Consider the following 14,246-nt stretch of genomic DNA (forward strand, 5'->3'; position numbering starts at 1 on the left):
TTCCTGTGCTGGGTGGGGCCTCAGCCCGCGGCCAGCTTCTCCTGCTCCTTGCGCCACCGGACCCCGGCCTCGATGAAGCCGTCGATGTCGCCGTCGAAGACCGCGGAGGGGTTGCCGACCTCGAACTCGGTGCGCAGGTCCTTGACCATCTGGTACGGCTGCAGGACGTACGAGCGCATCTGGTCGCCCCAGCTGGCCTTGACGTCGCCCGCCATCTCCTTGCGCTCGGCAGCCTCCTCGGCCTGGCGCTGGACGAGCAGGCGGGACTGCAGGACGCGCAGGGCTGCCGCGCGGTTCTGGATCTGGGACTTCTCGTTCTGCATCGACACGACGATCCCCGTGGGGATGTGCGTCATGCGGACCGCGGAGTCGGTGGTGTTGACGCTCTGTCCGCCGGGGCCGCTGGAGCGGAAGACGTCGACCTTGATCTCGTTCTCGGGGATGTCGATGGAGTCGGTCTGCTCGATGAGCGGGATGACCTCGACCGCGGCGAAGCTCGTCTGGCGTCGCCCCTGGTTGTCGAAGGGGCTGATCCGCACGAGGCGGTGGGTGCCCGCCTCGACCGAGAGGTTGCCGAAGGCGTACGGCACGTTGATCTCGAAGGTCGCGGACTTGAGCCCGGCCTCCTCGGCGTAGGACGTGTCCATGACCTGGGCCGGGTAGTTGTGGCGCTCGGCCCAGCGCAGGTACATGCGCATCAGCATCTCGGCGAAGTCGGCGGCGTCGACGCCGCCGGCCCCGGCGCGGATGGTGATGACGGCCGCGCGCTCGTCGTACTCGCCCGACAGCAGCGTGCGGACCTCGAGCTCGCCGACGGCCTTCTGGAGGGAGACCAGCTCCTTCTCCGCCTCGACCATCGTCTCGGGGTCGCCGCCGTCCTCGGTGCCCATCTCGACGAGCGTCTCGAGGTCGTCGATCCGCTGGTCCATGCCGGTGACGCGCTCGTACTCGGAGTTCGCCCTCGACAGGGCGGAGGTCACCTGCTGGGCTGCCTCGGGGTCGTCCCAGAGGTTCGGCACCGAGGCCTTGGCCTCGAGCTCGGTGATCTGCTGCTGGACGGACGCCAGGTCGGTCACCTCACGCACGGAGTCCATGGTGTTGCGGAGCTGCTTGATCTCTTGCTGGAAGTCGACGGCCACGAGACACAACTCTAATGCCCCCTCGCGTGCACCCGGACCGCCGCGGACCCCACCACCACGGAGCCCACCACCACGGAGCCCACCACCACGACGCAGGTATGCCGCGCGGCTGGGCCGCGCGGCATACCCGGGCTTGGTGCGGGGTGGAGGTCAGACGACCAGGCCGAGGATGAGGACGAACACCAGGCCGGACACGGACAGGAGCGTCTCCATGAGCGACCAGGTCTTGATGGTCTGGCCGACCGAGAGGCCGAAGTACTCCTTGACCAGCCAGAAGCCGGCGTCGTTGACGTGCGAGAAGAACACCGAGCCGGCGCCGATCGCGAGGACGAGGAGCGAGACCTCGGGGGCGCTCATGCCGGCCGCGAGCGGCGCGAGGATGCCGGAAGCCGTGACCGTGGCGACGGTCGCCGAGCCCGTGGCGAGCCGGATCATGACGGCCACCACCCAGGCGAGCAGGAGGATGCTCACGCCACTGCCCTGCACCCAGTCGGCGACGAGACCGCCGATGCCGGTGTCGACGAGGGTCTGCTTGAAACCGCCACCGGCGGCGACGATGAGCAGGATGCCGGCGATCGGAGGGAGCGACTTCTCGAGAGATGAAGAGAGCTCCTTGGTGCCCATGCCGGCGCCGCGACCGAGGGTGAACATGCCGACGATGACGGCGATGAGCAGGGCGATGAGCGGCGTCCCGAGGAAGTCGAGCACGGTGCGGACGGGGTTGCCCTCCGCGGCGAAGATGTCGGCAAGCGCCTTGCCCATCATCAGGACGACGGGCGTGAGGACTGCGAGCAGGGTGACCGCGAACGTCGGGCGCTGGAGCCTGGCTTCGCGCTCGCCGTCGGTCGCGAACAGCTCGGGTGCGGGCACATCGACCCAGCGACCTGCGAAGCGGGCAAAGAGCGGACCGGCGATCGCGATGGTCGGCAGCGCAACGAGGACACCGAAGGCCAGGGTGATGCCGAGGTTGGCCTTCAGGGCGTCGATGGCAACGAGGGGCCCGGGGTGAGGGGGCACCAGGCCGTGCATCGCGGACAGACCGGCCAGGGCGGGGATGCCGACCTTGATGATGGACAGCCCCGAACGACGGGCGACCAGGAAGATCACCGGCATCAGCAGGACGAGGCCGATCTCGAAGAACATCGGCAGGCCGATGAGCGCGCCCACGCCCGCCATCGCCCACGGAAGGGTGCGTGCGGAGGACCGACCGACGATGGTGTCGACGATCTCGTCCGCGCCACCGGAGTCGGCCAGCAGCTTGCCGAACATGGCGCCGAGGGCGATCAGCGTGCCGACGCCGGCTGCCGTCGAGCCGAAGCCCTTGGTGAAGCTGGCGATGGTGTCGGACATCGCCACGCCGGCCACGGCGCCGACGGTGAGCGACCCGAGCGTCAGCCCGAGGAACGGGTGCAGCTTGAAGCGCGTGATGAGCAGGACGATCACGGCGATGCCCAGCAGCGCGGCTGGGATCAGCCGCGCGGCCGGAATGTCCGGGAGCGGGGCGGCATCAGCCGCGCTGAGGGCCGGCTGCAGCAAGGAGAGGAAGTCGGTGTTCACGGCTGGGTCACGCCTTTCGAAGCGGGGGAGGTAACGAGGGAGGTGAGGAGGGTGAGGGACTCGTCGACGAGGGTGTCGACCGGCTCGGCCACGTCGAGGACGGCACCGAGCTCATCTGGTTGGAGCACCTCGAGGGTGGCGAACTGTGAGTCGATGAGCGCGGCCGGCATGAAGTGCCCGGGACGGCCCGCGACGCGGGCAGCCAGCACGTCGCGATCCCCGTGCAGGTGGAGGTACACGGCGTGCGGGGCGGCGTGGGTGAGGACGTCGCGGTAGCTCCGCTTGAGGGCCGAGCAGCTCGCGACTCCCCCGGTGGGGCTGTGCTCGACCAGCCAGGCGGCGATGGCCTGGAGCCAGGGCCCCCGGTCGTCGTCGTCGAGCGGGATCCCCGCCGACATCTTGGCGATGTTGGCCTCGGGGTGGAAGTCGTCCGCATCCGCGAACGGGACGCGCAGTCGCTGGGCCAGGGCCGCGCCGACGGTCGTCTTGCCTGACCCGGACACCCCCATCATCACGACAAGGGGCGGTGCGGGATGTTCCATCACGTCGGGGATGGGCACTTCAGGCATGGGCTGACTCCTGTGTCGGCTCGGGCTCGTCATCGAGGTCCTGGAGAACAGCGTGAAGCATAAGAACAGTTTTAACAAGACCTTTGACTCAATAAATATTATTTAATGCTTCCRACTCACTGACACGTCCTGTCTGGCAGGCTGGGCCCATGCCCGTCGACCACACCTCGCCCGACGACTCCCCCACCGAGGGTGGGCACGAGCTCGGGCTGCACGCCAGCGTGCTCGACAAGCTCGGTCAGGAGATCGTGTCGGGCACGGTCCCGGTGGGCAGCGTCGTGCGGATCGACCAGCTCGACGAGCGTTTCGGCGTCTCCCGCTCCGTCGTGCGCGAGGCCGTGCGCGTGCTGTCGTCCATGGGACTGGTCGAGACCAGGCGCCGGCTCGGGGTGCGGGTGCGTCCCCGGTCGCAGTGGAACGTCTTCGACCCACGCGTCATCCGCTGGCGCCTCGACGGCCCAGACCGTCAGGACCAGCTCGTGTCGCTCGGCGAGCTGCGGCGTGGTTTCGAACCCGTGGCCGCCGAGCTCGCCGCCGACCGGGCGACCCCCGACCAGTGCGGCGCGATGGCCGCGGCCGTGATGCAGATGACCGTGCACGCCAAGTCCGGGGACCTGGTGGCTTACCTCGAGGCCGACAAGGACTTCCACCGCACCATGCTCGAGGCGTCGGGCAACGAGATGCTGGCCGCCCTGGCCAGCGTCGTCGACGAGGTGCTCTCCGGTCGAACCCACCACGACCTGATGCCGCGCACCCCGAACCCCGCGGCCATCCGCCTGCACGGCGAAGTGGCCCAGGCCATCGGCTCCGGGGACGGCAAGGCCGCAGGTAGCGCGATGGCCTCGATCATCGACGAGGCGAGCGCGGCCGTGCGCGAGGCCAAGGACCCCGGGCACCAGGGCTGACCCCCCGGCGGCTGGTTCACAGGTCGCAGGTGTTGACGAGGTCGCCCGACACCGGGCGTGCTCGCACCCCGTCGGCAGGCGGCTGCACCCCTCGCTCGACCCATCCCGTCAGGTCGTCGAAGGCGGTACGCGCGCAGGGCAGGAGGGGACGCAGCCGGTCGGGGAAGGCGGCGTACAAGCCGTCCGTGTGGGTGCCGTCCGCGACGCTGTAGTACCGGTGCAAGGCACCGGCCCCGGCCTGGTCGACCAGTCGGTCGTACACGTCGGCGTCGGTGGCCGGCGGCAGCAGCGTGTCGAGGGTGCCCTGCACCGTCAGCATGGGCCTTCCGATGGCGCCGGTGAGCTGCACGGAGGCCACCGCGTCCTTCACCGACCGGGGCCGCGAGGCGTAGTCGTAGTCAGCGTCGCAGTGCGGAGTTCCGCTGGCGCAGAAGGGAATTCCCGCCTTGAGGTCACCGTCGAAGGTCGGGTCGAACTCCTCGCGGTAGATGCGCTGGGTGAGGTCCCAGTAGACGGCCTCGTGGAACGGCCACAGGAACTCCGACCCGGTCACGAACCCGGCCCCGATGATCGCGTCATGGGCGGCCGGGTCGCCCGTCGCGGCATACCGGGGGTAGTTCTTCAGGGCCGTGGGCAGGTAGGTGAGCAGGTTCGGGCCCTCCGCGCGGAACAGCGTGCCCTCCCAGTCGAGCCCACCGTCGTAGAGGTCGGGACGGTTCTCGAGCTGCCACCGGGTGAGGTAGCCGCCGTTGGAGATCCCGAACATGTAGGTGCGCGCGGGGGCCTTCGCGTAGACCTGCTTGACGACGCGCTTGGTGGCGAGGGTCAGCTGGGTGACGCGGTGGTTCCACTCCGCGATGGACCCACCGGGCACGGACCCGTCGTCGTAGAAGGACGTGCCCGTGTTGCCCTTGTCGGTCGAGGCGAAGGCGTAGCCCTTGCTCAGCACCCAGTCGCCGATGATGAAGTCGTTGGCGTACTGCGCTCGGACGCCGGGCGCGCCACTGACGATGAGGCCGCCGTTCCAGTCGTCCGGGATCCGGATGACGAACTGGCTGTCGTGCTTCCAGCCGTTGTTGGCGTTGGTGGTCGAGGTGTCGGGGAAGTACCCGTCGACCTGGATGCCCGGCACGCCGCTGGGGTTCTTGGTGCCCGCCGCGTTGAGGCCGGCCCAGTCGTTGGGGTTGGTGTGCCCGCTCGCGACCGTGCCGGCCGTGGTGAGGTCGTCGAGGCACGCGACCTCCTGCACCTGCGCGCCCGGCACCGCGATCTTGCTCTGGCGGGCGCAGTGCTCACCCTGCGGCTTGTCCGCGGCGGCCGGGCCTGCCGTGGCGAGCACTCCCCCGACGGCGAGGACGGCTGTCGTGGCCAGGGCTGCGGTGCGGCGGCGTGACGTCGTTGTCAGTGGCGCGATGGTGAGTGGCATGGTGCTCATGCAAGGCCACGCGGGGGCACCCCTCAATGTGGGTGCCCCACACAAACCCCGTATGCCGCGTGTGCCAGACCGGGCCAGTCGTCACCTCCCTTGTACTCTACCTAGGGGCTAGGTAGAGTAAGACCATGCCCAGCCGTACCGAGCCCCGCATGACCATCGCGACCCAGCTCGTGCTCCAGGTGCTGCTCGCCGACCCGGCTGCTGAGCTCTACGGCCTCGAGGTCGGGCAGCAGTCCGGACTGCCGAGCGGGACCATCCACCCGATCCTGGCTCGCCTCGAGGGCATCGGCTGGGTGGAGTCGGAGTGGGAGGACATCGACCCGCGCGCCGAGGGCAGGCCCCAGCGCCGCTACTACCGACTCACAGCGACCGGCGCGGACAGCGCCCGCGAGGCAGTGTCGCGGGCCTATCGCGGCCGCGCGGCCCTTCGGCCCCGCCCGCTGGGAGGGACAGCGTGATGACCATGCCCAGGCCGGTGACGACACCGTGGGCGCCCGTCCAGCCCTGGCCCTCACGCATGGTGCGTCTGGCGACGCATGCCCTCCCGGCTGGAGCAGTGCGTGACCGCTACCGACAGGAGTTCCTCGCCGAGCTCGCAGGGATGCCCGGCTCACACCAGGCCCGCCACGCGGCGGGGATCCTGACCCATTCCCTGGGGCTGCGCGCGGCAGTGCACGGCACCCAGGCCGGAGCTGTGGAGGACGCCATGAGCAGACCGACCAAGCCGCTGTTGTGCAGGACCAACGCACACCACCACTGGGAGTGGGCCAACACTCCGGACGGGGAGCGCTACATCCGGTGCGCGCGTTGCCTGAAGGAGAAGGACTCCAGTGCCGGCGGTCAGTGGACCGGAGGCGCCAGCATGGGCAGCTTTGGCGGCGGCGGCGGCTGATCACCGTCACCCGGCCGGCGTGCCGCCGCGGGCGTGCCCCCGCAGCGATCGACCCTCAGGGTGGTGGTCGCGGGCGGCCTCGGCGGTGGTCAACCTTTTGGCGACCTCATGCGTTGGGTACAACATGACGACGCGCCGAGCCCAGCCATTCCTGTGTCGGACGGGGCTGCACCACAAGTGGGAGATGGCCACGACCGACGACGGGGAGGAGTTCGTGCGCTGTGCCAAGTGCCTCAAGGACAAGTGGACCGGACTCGGCAACGACCGCTCGGTGGCCGCCAACGGGATCGCCAACTACGGCAGCATCAACTGAGCCGGCGCCCTCACGCGGACCTCACCGTCACGAGGACCTCGCTCTCAGAGGGACCCAGTTGCCTCGTCCGCCGCAGTGCGCAGGACGTCACGGGTGAGCTCGAGCTGACCACGGTGCTGGGCGAGCTCCTCGTAGACGTGCAGCAGCACCTCTCCCTGGGTGGCGTACCCGTCGCGGGGGCCCGGGTTGGCGGGCGGAGCGCCCACGTCGCTGGCCGCCACCCACTCGGACAGGCTCCGACGCAGCCGATCGGTCCGGGCCGCGAGGTCGGTCACCGCGCCCGTGGCGGTGAACTCGCCCGGACGGTCCCGAGGGACGACCAGCCCGAGGTTGGTGGTCGACGCCCAGGCGGCGCACATCCCGAGGCAGTGCGTGAGGATCGCGAACGGGCTGTTGGCACCCGGCAGGTCTGGCCGCCGGTTGGCCAGGTCGTCGCCGAGCTGGACGACGATGTCGCGCATCGCCACCAGCGCCTCGTCGCAGAAGCGCAGGTAGGTGTCCTTGTCGATCACGGCTGGCCCGTCTCGATGAGCCGGCGGAACCCGGCCTCGTCGAGGATCGGCCGATCCAGCTCGCGGGCCTTGTCCTCCTTGGTCCCGGCGTTCTCCCCCACCACCACGTAGTCGGTCTTCTTCGACACCGACCCCGACGCCTTGCCTCCGTGCGACAGGATCGCCTCCTTGGCGGAGTCGCGGGAGAAGCCCTCGAGGGACCCGGTCACGACGATGGTCAGACCGGCCAGGGTCTGCTCGACGGACTCGTCGCGCTCGTCCGCCATGACCACTCCGTCGGCCTGCCACTGCGCCACGATCTGGTCGTGCCAGTCGACGGCGAACCACGCGGCCACGGCCTCGGCGATGACCCCGCCGACCCCCTCGACGCCCGCCAGCTCCTCGGGACGCTCCTTCGCCGCCTCGCGGAGCGCGTCCATCGTGGCGAAGTGCTGAGCCAGCGCCCGCGCCGCCGTCGGCCCGACGTGGCGGATCGACAGGGCGACGATGACCCGCCACAAGGGTTGCAGTTTGGCCTGCTCAAGGTTCTCGGAGAGTCGGATCCCGTTGGCGGACAGCACTTTTCCGTCGACGACGGCCTCCGCGGGGTCGGTTTTCTTGGCGGCCCGCGTGAACAGCGGGACCGTCGCGAGCCGGGCACGCCCCGCCTCACCGGCCAACCCGAAGAGACCACTCTCGTCCTCGAGCACGCCTGACTCGAGGAGGGCGACGGACCCCTCCCAGCCGAGCGCCTCGATGTCGAACGCTCCGCGCCCGGCCAGCCCGGCCAGCCGCTCCCGCAGCTGGGAGGGACAGGTGCGGGAGTTGGGACAGCGGATGTCCTTGTCGCCCTCCTTCTCCGGCGCCAGGGGCGTCCCGCAGGAGGGGCACTCGGTGGGCATGACGAACTCGCGTTCGGTGCCGTCGCGCAGGTCGACGACCGGCCCGAGGATCTCGGGGATCACGTCACCGGCCTTGCGCAGCACCACCGTGTCGCCGATCAGCACGCCCTTGCGACGCACCTCGTCGCCGTTGTGCAGGGTGGCTCGCTCGACCGTCGAGCCCGCCACCACGACCGGCTCCATCACCCCGAACGGCGTCACGCGACCGGTGCGCCCGACGTTGACCAGGATGTCGAGGAGCTTGGTGTTGACCTCCTCGGGCGGGTACTTGAACGCGATGGCCCAGCGCGGCGCCCGCGAGGTGGAGCCGAGCTGGCGCTGCAACGAGATCTCGTCGACCTTGATGACGATCCCGTCCAGCTCGTGCTCGACGCTGTGCCGCTCGGCGCCGTACTGGTCGATGAACTGCTGGACGCCGTCGATCGAGTCGAGTACGCGGTAGTGGGTCGAGATCGGCAGTCCCCACTCGCGGAACAGGTCGTAGGYCTGTGACTGCCGGGTCAGCTCGAAGCCCTCGCGCAGCCCGATGCCGTGCACGAGCATCCGCAGGCCACGACTGGCGGTGACGCGAGGGTCCTTCTGCCGCAACGAACCCGCCGCCGTGTTGCGCGGGTTGGCATAGGGCGCCTTGCCCGCCTCGACCAGGCTCGCGTTGAGGTCGCCGAACGCCTCGACGGGGAAGTAGACCTCGCCGCGGATCTCGACCCGCGCCGGGTGGTTGGACCCGGCCAGCTGGTGCGGGATGCCCTCGATCGTCTTGACGTTGTTGGTCACGTCCTCGCCCGTGCGCCCGTCGCCCCTCGTGAGGGCCCGCACGAGGCGACCCTTCTCATAGAGCAGGTTGACGGCCAGCCCGTCGATCTTCAGCTCGCACAGATAGTGGTATGCCGCGGAGCCGGCATCGCGCGCGACCCTCGCCGCCCACGCGGCGAGCTCCTCGGGCGAGAAGCAGTTGTCGAGGCTGAGCATCCGCTCGAGGTGGTCCACCGCGGTGAAGTCGGTCGAGAAGACGGCGCCGCCGACCTGCTGGGTCGGGCTCTCGGGCGTGCGCAGCTCGGGGAACTCCTCCTCCAGCGCGTTGAGCCGCCGGATCAGCCGGTCGTAGTCGCCGTCGCTGATCGTGGGCGCATCCCTGACGTGGTAGGCGAACTGGGCCGCCGTGGCCTGCTCGGCCAGCTCTGCCCACTCGTGGCGAGCCGCGTCCGTGGCGGGCTCCAGCACAGACCCAGGGGAAGCCGTCGAGTCGTTCTCAGTCACGCGGCCCATCCTGCCGTACGCCTCCGACACCAGTGTCGCCAACCAACCCAGGGCCGGGCGCAGGTCGGGCGCAGGTCAGGCGCAGGTCGGGCGCAGGCCGGCCACACGGCATACCGGAATCCGTAGCCAAAGGACCCGCTCTCGGCGAGGATGGCGGGAACCGGACCCCCACCGCCCGAGGAGCCTGCGCCATGACCAATCTCGCCACCAACCTGGTGACCACCGCCCAGGAGCGGCCGGACCAGCCGGCCATCAAGTTCATGGGCAACGACATCACCTACGCCCAGATCCACGGCATGGCGGCGAAGGTGGCGGGTTCGCTGCGCGCCGCCGGGGTCGAGCCGGGCGACCGGGTGGCGATCATCCTCCCCAACGTGCCGGCGTTCCCCGTCGTGTTCTTCGGGTCCCTGCTGGCCGGCGCGATCCTCGTGCCGATGAACCCACTGCTCAAGTCCGGCGAGATCGACTTCTTCTTCACCAACTCCGGGGCCAAGGTGGCCTTCGTGTGGCCGGACTTCGTCGGCGAGGCGACCGAGGGCGCCAAGAACTCCGGCACCCGGATCATCCCCTGTGGACCGATGGGGCCGGCCGAGGGCGCCCTCGAAGGTGGCGACCCGATCGCCGAGCCGGTCGACCGGGACGACGAGGACACCGCGATCGTGCTCTACACCTCGGGCACGACGGGTCGCCCCAAGGGTGCCGAACTCACCCACAGGAACGTCCACCTCAACGCCCACCRCAGCGCCGTCGAGATCCAGGCCACCACGCCCGACGACGTGGTGATGGGCTGCCTGCCCCTGTTCCACGTGTTCGGGCTCGTCGTGGGCCTCAACGCCGCGGTCATCGCCGGCGCGGCGCTGGCGCTCATCCCCCGGTTCGACCCGGCCGAGGCCATCAAGGTCATCGGCAACGAGAAGGTCACCATCTTCATGGGCGTCCCCACGATGTATGCCGCGATCCTCAACCACCCCGACTCCGACGCCCTCGACGCGACCTCGCTGCGCACCTGCTGCTCGGGCGGGTCAGCGATGCCGCTCGAGGTCATGAAGGCGTTCGAGGAGAAGTTCGGCTGCATGATCCTCGAGGGCTACGGCCTGTCCGAGACCTCTCCGGTGGCGTCCTTCAACATGCCGACGCGTGAGCGCAAGCCCGGCACCATCGGCATCGCGATCCCCGGCTGTGAGATGAAGCTGGTCGACCTCGAGGGCAACGACGTCCCGGCCGGAGAGGGTGTCGGCGAGATCGCGATCCGCGGTGACAACGTGATGAAGGGCTACTGGCAGAACCCCGAAGCCACCGCCGAGGCCATCCCGGACGGCTGGTTCCGCACCGGCGACCTGGCCACCGTGGACGACGAGGGTTACTACACGATCGTCGACCGCAAGAAGGACATGATCCTGCGCGGCGGCATGAACGTGTACCCGCGAGAGGTCGAAGAGGTGCTCTACACCCACCCCGACGTGCTCGAGGCCGCCGTGGTCGCAGTGCCGGACGAGCTGCTCGGCGAGGACGTGGGGGCTGCCGTCGCGCTGCGTCCCGGTGCCACCGCGACGCTGGAGGACGTGCAGACCTTCGTCAAGGAACGGATCGCCGCCTACAAGTACCCGCGGCACATCTGGGCCGTCCCGGAGCTGCCCAAGGGCCCCACCGGCAAGATCCTGCGCCGCGAGGTGCACAAGCCCGCCGACGCCTGAGCCCGTTCCTCGCGAGTCTGAAGGATCCTGCGGGTCAGGACCCGGAGGATCCTTCAGACTCGGCGGCGGGGTCGTCAGGTGGTGGCGCGGCGCTTGGCCGGCAGGCCGATCACCACGGCCGAGACCAGCACGATGGCGGCGCCCAGCAGCTGGGGCCAGGCCAGGTGCTCGTGGAGGACGGCAACGCCCAGCAGCACCGACACCACGGGGATGAGGTACGTGACGGTGGTGCTGACCGTGGCACCCGCCCCACGCACCACGTCGAACTGCAGCATGTAGGCGAGCCCCGTCCCCACGACGCCCAGCACCAGGACGCAGAGCAGCGGCAGCAGCACGCCCCCGCCGTCGAGGTCGACGTGCCCGGACCACGGCGCGGGGTACGCGTCGCGGTTGAGCAGCCACCACACGAGCAGGACCGGCACCATCAGGGCGGACCCCACCAGCAGCAGCGCCGTGGGCATGGACAGCCCACCCAGGTCGGCACCCCCGAGGAACCGCCGGTTGTAGGTCCAGCCCAGGCCGTAGGACGCACCGGCCACGAGGGTCATGCCGAATCCGAGCAGGTCAGGGCGTCCCGCCGACTCCCACGGCTGCATGATGACGATGACCCCCGCGAACCCGATGACGACGGCCGCCAGCTTGCGCGGCGAAAGCCGGTCGCTGGGCAGCAGGGCCAGGGCGAAGAAGACGGCGGCCAAGGGCGTGGTGGCGTTGCCGATCCCGGCCAGTGCGGAGGAGACGCGCACCTCGCCGGCGGCGAACAGGCTGAACGGCAGCGCCGTGAGGAACACCCCCGACACGGCGAGGTGAGCCCAGGTGCGGCGCGCGCGGGGCAGGCGGCCACCCGTGACGGCCAACAGGGCCAGCAGCGTCGCGGTGCCGGCGAAGATGCGCAGCCCCGAGATCTGCAGCGGCGCCATCGTGCGCAGCCCGACCTTCATCAGCAGGAAGCTGGATCCCCAGATGAACGCGAGCAGGACGTACTTGGCCTGCCAGGGCACGCGGGTCACCGGGGTCTGGGCGATGGTGGGGGTGGTGGCGACACTGCTGCTCATTGGTGCGTCAACTCTCGGCTCGTTCCGACCATTCCGCGGCCACGGCGACCGCTGCACGTTGAACGCGCCAGGCCCCCTCTGGTGTGAGTCCGGGCAACCCGCAGGCCGGGCTCGCGGTGAGGTCGCCCAGGGTCTTCGCGGACATGCCCGCGTCGTGCCAGCCCCGGGTCACGACCCCGGCGGCCCCGCGCACGGTGCCGCTGGCATCGGTCGGGAGGCACCCGGCATACAGGGCGACGCCGTCCTCGACGGTGGCGGCGATCGACTCCCAGCGCTGGGGGGTGAGGGCGGTGACGTCCAGCGCGACGGCGCCCACCCCGGTGGCACGGAGCAGAGGCAGGGGTATGCCGGGGTCGCAGCAGTGCACGACCGTCGCCGCCTCGATGGCTGGGTTGTCGGTCGCGGCGGCGAGCACGTCGCGCAGGCCGTTCATCGCGGCGAGGGGGTCGACGGGGCGCAGGTGGCCGTAGCCGGAGGCGGTGGGCAGGTGGCCCGCGAGGACGGCGGGCAGGGACGGCTCGTCGAGCTGGAGCACGAGCGAGGCGCCCGGGACGAGGCGGGCGACGTCGGCGAGGTGGACCCGCAGCCCCTCGGCCAGTGAGCCGACGAGGTCGCGCAGAGCGCCGGGGTCGGCCAGGGCCTTCTCACCGCGCTGGAGCTCGATGCCGGCCGCGAGCGTCCACGGGCCGGTGCACTGGACCTTGAGGTCGCCCTCGTAGCCGTCGAACGCCTCGGCGAGCTCGTCGAGGTCCTGGCGCAGCAGGGCCTTGGTGCGCTGGGCGTCGTGCCCGCCGCGCTCGACGAACCGCCAGCCGCTGGGCTGGAGGTCGACGTGCAGGTCGACCAGCAGGCCGGCGGCGCGACCGATCATGTCGGCGCCGGGGCCGCGGGCCGGCAGCTCGGGGAGGTAGGGCAGGTGCCCGTCACCGAGGATGTCGCGCACACCCTTGAGGGCCTCGCGGATGTCGGTGCCCGGGAGAGATCCGATGCCAGTTGCGCGAGCCACGCCCCGAGACTAGTCAGCGGCACCGACACCGTCGTCGGCGCAGGGGTCCCTAGTCCGGGAGCTCGCTCGGCAGGACCACGGCGTCCACCAGTGCGCCGTTCCGGATCACCGTGACCTCCATCCGCTGCCCGATCGMGTCGGTGAACAGGCGCTTCTGCAACGACTGGGCATCGCCGAGCGGGGCGCCGTCGATCGCCAGGACCAGGTCGCCCGCGAGCAAGCCGCTCCGTGCGGCGGGGCTCCTCTCCACGACCTCGACGACTCGCAGCGCGCCGCGCTGGCCGTACCGCTCGGCCTGGGCGGGCGTCAGTCGGGCAGGGGTGCTCACGAGACCGAGGTAGGCGCGCCGCACCCGTCCGTCGTGCATCAGCGCGTGGATGATCCGGTGCGTCGTGGCATTGATCGGCACCGCCATGCCGAGGCCCACTCCGGCGACGGCCGTGTTGATCCCGACGACGCGACCTCGGCTGTCGGCCAGCGCTCCGCCGGAATTGCCGGGGTTGAGCGCCGCGTCGGTCTGGATGACGTCCTCGATCAGACGCGCGGTCGTTCGGGTTCGCACCGGCATGCTGCGGCCGAGGGCGCTCACCACGCCCGCCGTCACCGTGCCCGACAGACCAAGCGGGTTGCCCACGGCCACGACCAGCGACCCGACGAGGAGTGAGCTCGCGTCGCCGTACTCGGGCGGGGCAGGCACCTCACGGTCCGCACGGATGACCGCAAGGTCGGACAACGGGTCACGGCCCACGACCTCGAAGTGGGCGACGGTGCCGTCGGCGAACTCCGCCGTGCCTCCGCCGGCATCGCCGACCACGTGGGCATTGGTGACGAGGTGGGACTCGCCGGTCAGCACCACGGCCGACCCCGCGGACTCGCCGCGGCGCGACCGGATCCGCAGCGCGGCAACCTTCGGCGTCAGCTGGGCCGCGACGGAGGTGACGATCGCGGAGTAGGCGTCCAGCGCGGCCGACTCTGCCGACTCCGCGGCTGGGTCAGTGCTCATGCCAGTGACAACGAGCGGTGACCACGGT

The 14,246-nt window shown here is 70.5% G+C and carries 14 protein-coding genes; 5 read left to right on the forward strand and 9 right to left on the reverse strand.

The genetic code is table 11. The features are described 5' to 3' along the window. Window positions 1-20: 20 nt before the first annotated feature. The 3 genes from prfB to AC1DVZ_RS13275 form a co-directional block, all read right to left on the reverse strand. Complete coding sequence (gene prfB, locus AC1DVZ_RS13265; protein ID WP_477618668.1) at window positions 21-1,139, reverse strand: peptide chain release factor 2; 1,119 nt, start codon at window positions 1,137-1,139, stop codon at window positions 21-23. A 150-nt stretch (window positions 1,140-1,289) separates the two neighbouring features. Beyond that, the gene (locus AC1DVZ_RS13270; protein ID WP_477618669.1) at window positions 1,290-2,696 is read right to left on the reverse strand and encodes a GntP family permease; all 1,407 of its coding nucleotides are present in this window, start codon (window positions 2,694-2,696) and stop codon (window positions 1,290-1,292) included. After that, entirely contained in the window at window positions 2,693-3,265 is a 573-nt protein-coding gene (locus tag AC1DVZ_RS13275; protein ID WP_477618670.1) for a gluconokinase, read from the reverse strand. Before AC1DVZ_RS13275 ends, AC1DVZ_RS13270 begins: the two co-directional genes overlap by 4 nt. A 149-nt stretch (window positions 3,266-3,414) precedes the next feature. Between AC1DVZ_RS13275 and AC1DVZ_RS13280 the strand changes: the two genes are divergently transcribed. Continuing rightward, complete coding sequence (locus tag AC1DVZ_RS13280) at window positions 3,415-4,170, forward strand: FadR/GntR family transcriptional regulator (RefSeq protein ID WP_477618671.1); 756 nt, start codon at window positions 3,415-3,417, stop codon at window positions 4,168-4,170. A gap of 16 nt (window positions 4,171-4,186) precedes the next feature. On the opposite strand, the gene AC1DVZ_RS13285 is transcribed toward AC1DVZ_RS13280, so the two are convergent. Continuing rightward, window positions 4,187-5,596 (reverse strand): tannase/feruloyl esterase family alpha/beta hydrolase, encoded by a 1,410-nt coding sequence (locus tag AC1DVZ_RS13285; RefSeq protein ID WP_477618672.1) that lies wholly within the window; start codon window positions 5,594-5,596, stop codon window positions 4,187-4,189. 134 nt (window positions 5,597-5,730) lie between these two features. Here AC1DVZ_RS13285 and AC1DVZ_RS13290 point away from each other — a divergent pair, with 134 nt between their 5' ends. The 3 genes from AC1DVZ_RS13290 (at window position 5,731) to AC1DVZ_RS13300 (ending at window position 6,810) form a co-directional block, all read left to right on the forward strand. Continuing rightward, window positions 5,731-6,063 carry a PadR family transcriptional regulator gene (locus tag AC1DVZ_RS13290; RefSeq protein WP_477618673.1) on the forward strand — a complete coding sequence of 111 codons (333 nt, stop codon included), beginning with the start codon at window positions 5,731-5,733 and terminating at the stop codon, window positions 6,061-6,063. Then, the gene (locus AC1DVZ_RS13295; protein WP_477618674.1) at window positions 6,063-6,497 is read left to right on the forward strand and encodes a hypothetical protein; all 435 of its coding nucleotides are present in this window, start codon (window positions 6,063-6,065) and stop codon (window positions 6,495-6,497) included. The genes AC1DVZ_RS13290 and AC1DVZ_RS13295 overlap by 1 nt, the downstream gene beginning before the upstream one ends. A gap of 124 nt (window positions 6,498-6,621) precedes the next feature. Then, window positions 6,622-6,810 carry a hypothetical protein gene (locus AC1DVZ_RS13300; RefSeq protein ID WP_477618675.1) on the forward strand — a complete coding sequence of 63 codons (189 nt, stop codon included), beginning with the start codon at window positions 6,622-6,624 and terminating at the stop codon, window positions 6,808-6,810. 44 nt (window positions 6,811-6,854) lie between these two features. Here the strand turns inward: AC1DVZ_RS13300 and AC1DVZ_RS13305 are convergent, their stop codons facing one another. Both AC1DVZ_RS13305 and ligA read right to left on the reverse strand, forming a co-directional pair. After that, a complete protein-coding gene (locus AC1DVZ_RS13305; protein ID WP_477618676.1) occupies window positions 6,855-7,322 on the reverse strand; it encodes a DinB family protein in 468 nt (155 codons plus the stop codon). Next, window positions 7,319-9,469, reverse strand: a complete 2,151-nt coding sequence (gene ligA, locus AC1DVZ_RS13310; RefSeq protein ID WP_477618677.1) for an NAD-dependent DNA ligase LigA — start codon at window positions 9,467-9,469, stop codon at window positions 7,319-7,321. The genes AC1DVZ_RS13305 and ligA overlap by 4 nt, the downstream gene beginning before the upstream one ends. A 182-nt stretch (window positions 9,470-9,651) precedes the next feature. Here ligA and AC1DVZ_RS13315 point away from each other — a divergent pair, with 182 nt between their 5' ends. Then, window positions 9,652-11,154 (forward strand): long-chain-fatty-acid--CoA ligase, encoded by a 1,503-nt coding sequence (locus tag AC1DVZ_RS13315; protein ID WP_477618678.1) that lies wholly within the window; start codon window positions 9,652-9,654, stop codon window positions 11,152-11,154. A 74-nt stretch (window positions 11,155-11,228) separates the two neighbouring features. Here the strand turns inward: AC1DVZ_RS13315 and AC1DVZ_RS13320 are convergent, their stop codons facing one another. The 3 genes from AC1DVZ_RS13320 to AC1DVZ_RS13330 are packed head-to-tail and all read right to left on the reverse strand — an operon-like array spanning window position 11,229 to window position 14,218. Then, a complete protein-coding gene (locus AC1DVZ_RS13320) occupies window positions 11,229-12,209 on the reverse strand; it encodes a DMT family transporter (RefSeq protein WP_477618679.1) in 981 nt (326 codons plus the stop codon). 7 nt (window positions 12,210-12,216) lie between these two features. Further along, on the reverse strand, window positions 12,217-13,215 hold the full coding sequence (locus tag AC1DVZ_RS13325) for a uroporphyrinogen decarboxylase/cobalamine-independent methonine synthase family protein (protein WP_477618680.1): 999 nt from the start codon (window positions 13,213-13,215) through the stop codon (window positions 12,217-12,219). A gap of 49 nt (window positions 13,216-13,264) precedes the next feature. Then, complete coding sequence (locus AC1DVZ_RS13330) at window positions 13,265-14,218, reverse strand: S1C family serine protease (protein WP_477618681.1); 954 nt, start codon at window positions 14,216-14,218, stop codon at window positions 13,265-13,267. Window positions 14,219-14,246: the final 28 nt, after the last annotated feature.

This window comes from Pedococcus sp. P2_E5 (assembly GCF_056403895.1).

What these genes read in the sequence shown, in the direction of transcription:
- AC1DVZ_RS13300 (WP_477618675.1), top strand. Translation starts at nt 6,622, where the DNA reads ATGACGACGCGCCGAGCCCAGCCATTCCTGTGTCGGACGGGGCTGCAC.
- AC1DVZ_RS13295 (WP_477618674.1), top strand. Translation starts at nt 6,063, where the DNA reads ATGACCATGCCCAGGCCGGTGACGACACCGTGGGCGCCCGTCCAGCCC.
- AC1DVZ_RS13320 (WP_477618679.1), bottom strand. Translation starts at nt 12,209, where the DNA reads ATGAGCAGCAGTGTCGCCACCACCCCCACCATCGCCCAGACCCCGGTG.
- AC1DVZ_RS13280 (WP_477618671.1), top strand. Translation starts at nt 3,415, where the DNA reads ATGCCCGTCGACCACACCTCGCCCGACGACTCCCCCACCGAGGGTGGG.
- AC1DVZ_RS13285 (WP_477618672.1), bottom strand. Translation starts at nt 5,596, where the DNA reads ATGCCACTCACCATCGCGCCACTGACAACGACGTCACGCCGCCGCACC.
- AC1DVZ_RS13275 (WP_477618670.1), bottom strand. Translation starts at nt 3,265, where the DNA reads ATGCCTGAAGTGCCCATCCCCGACGTGATGGAACATCCCGCACCGCCC.
- AC1DVZ_RS13290 (WP_477618673.1), top strand. Translation starts at nt 5,731, where the DNA reads ATGCCCAGCCGTACCGAGCCCCGCATGACCATCGCGACCCAGCTCGTG.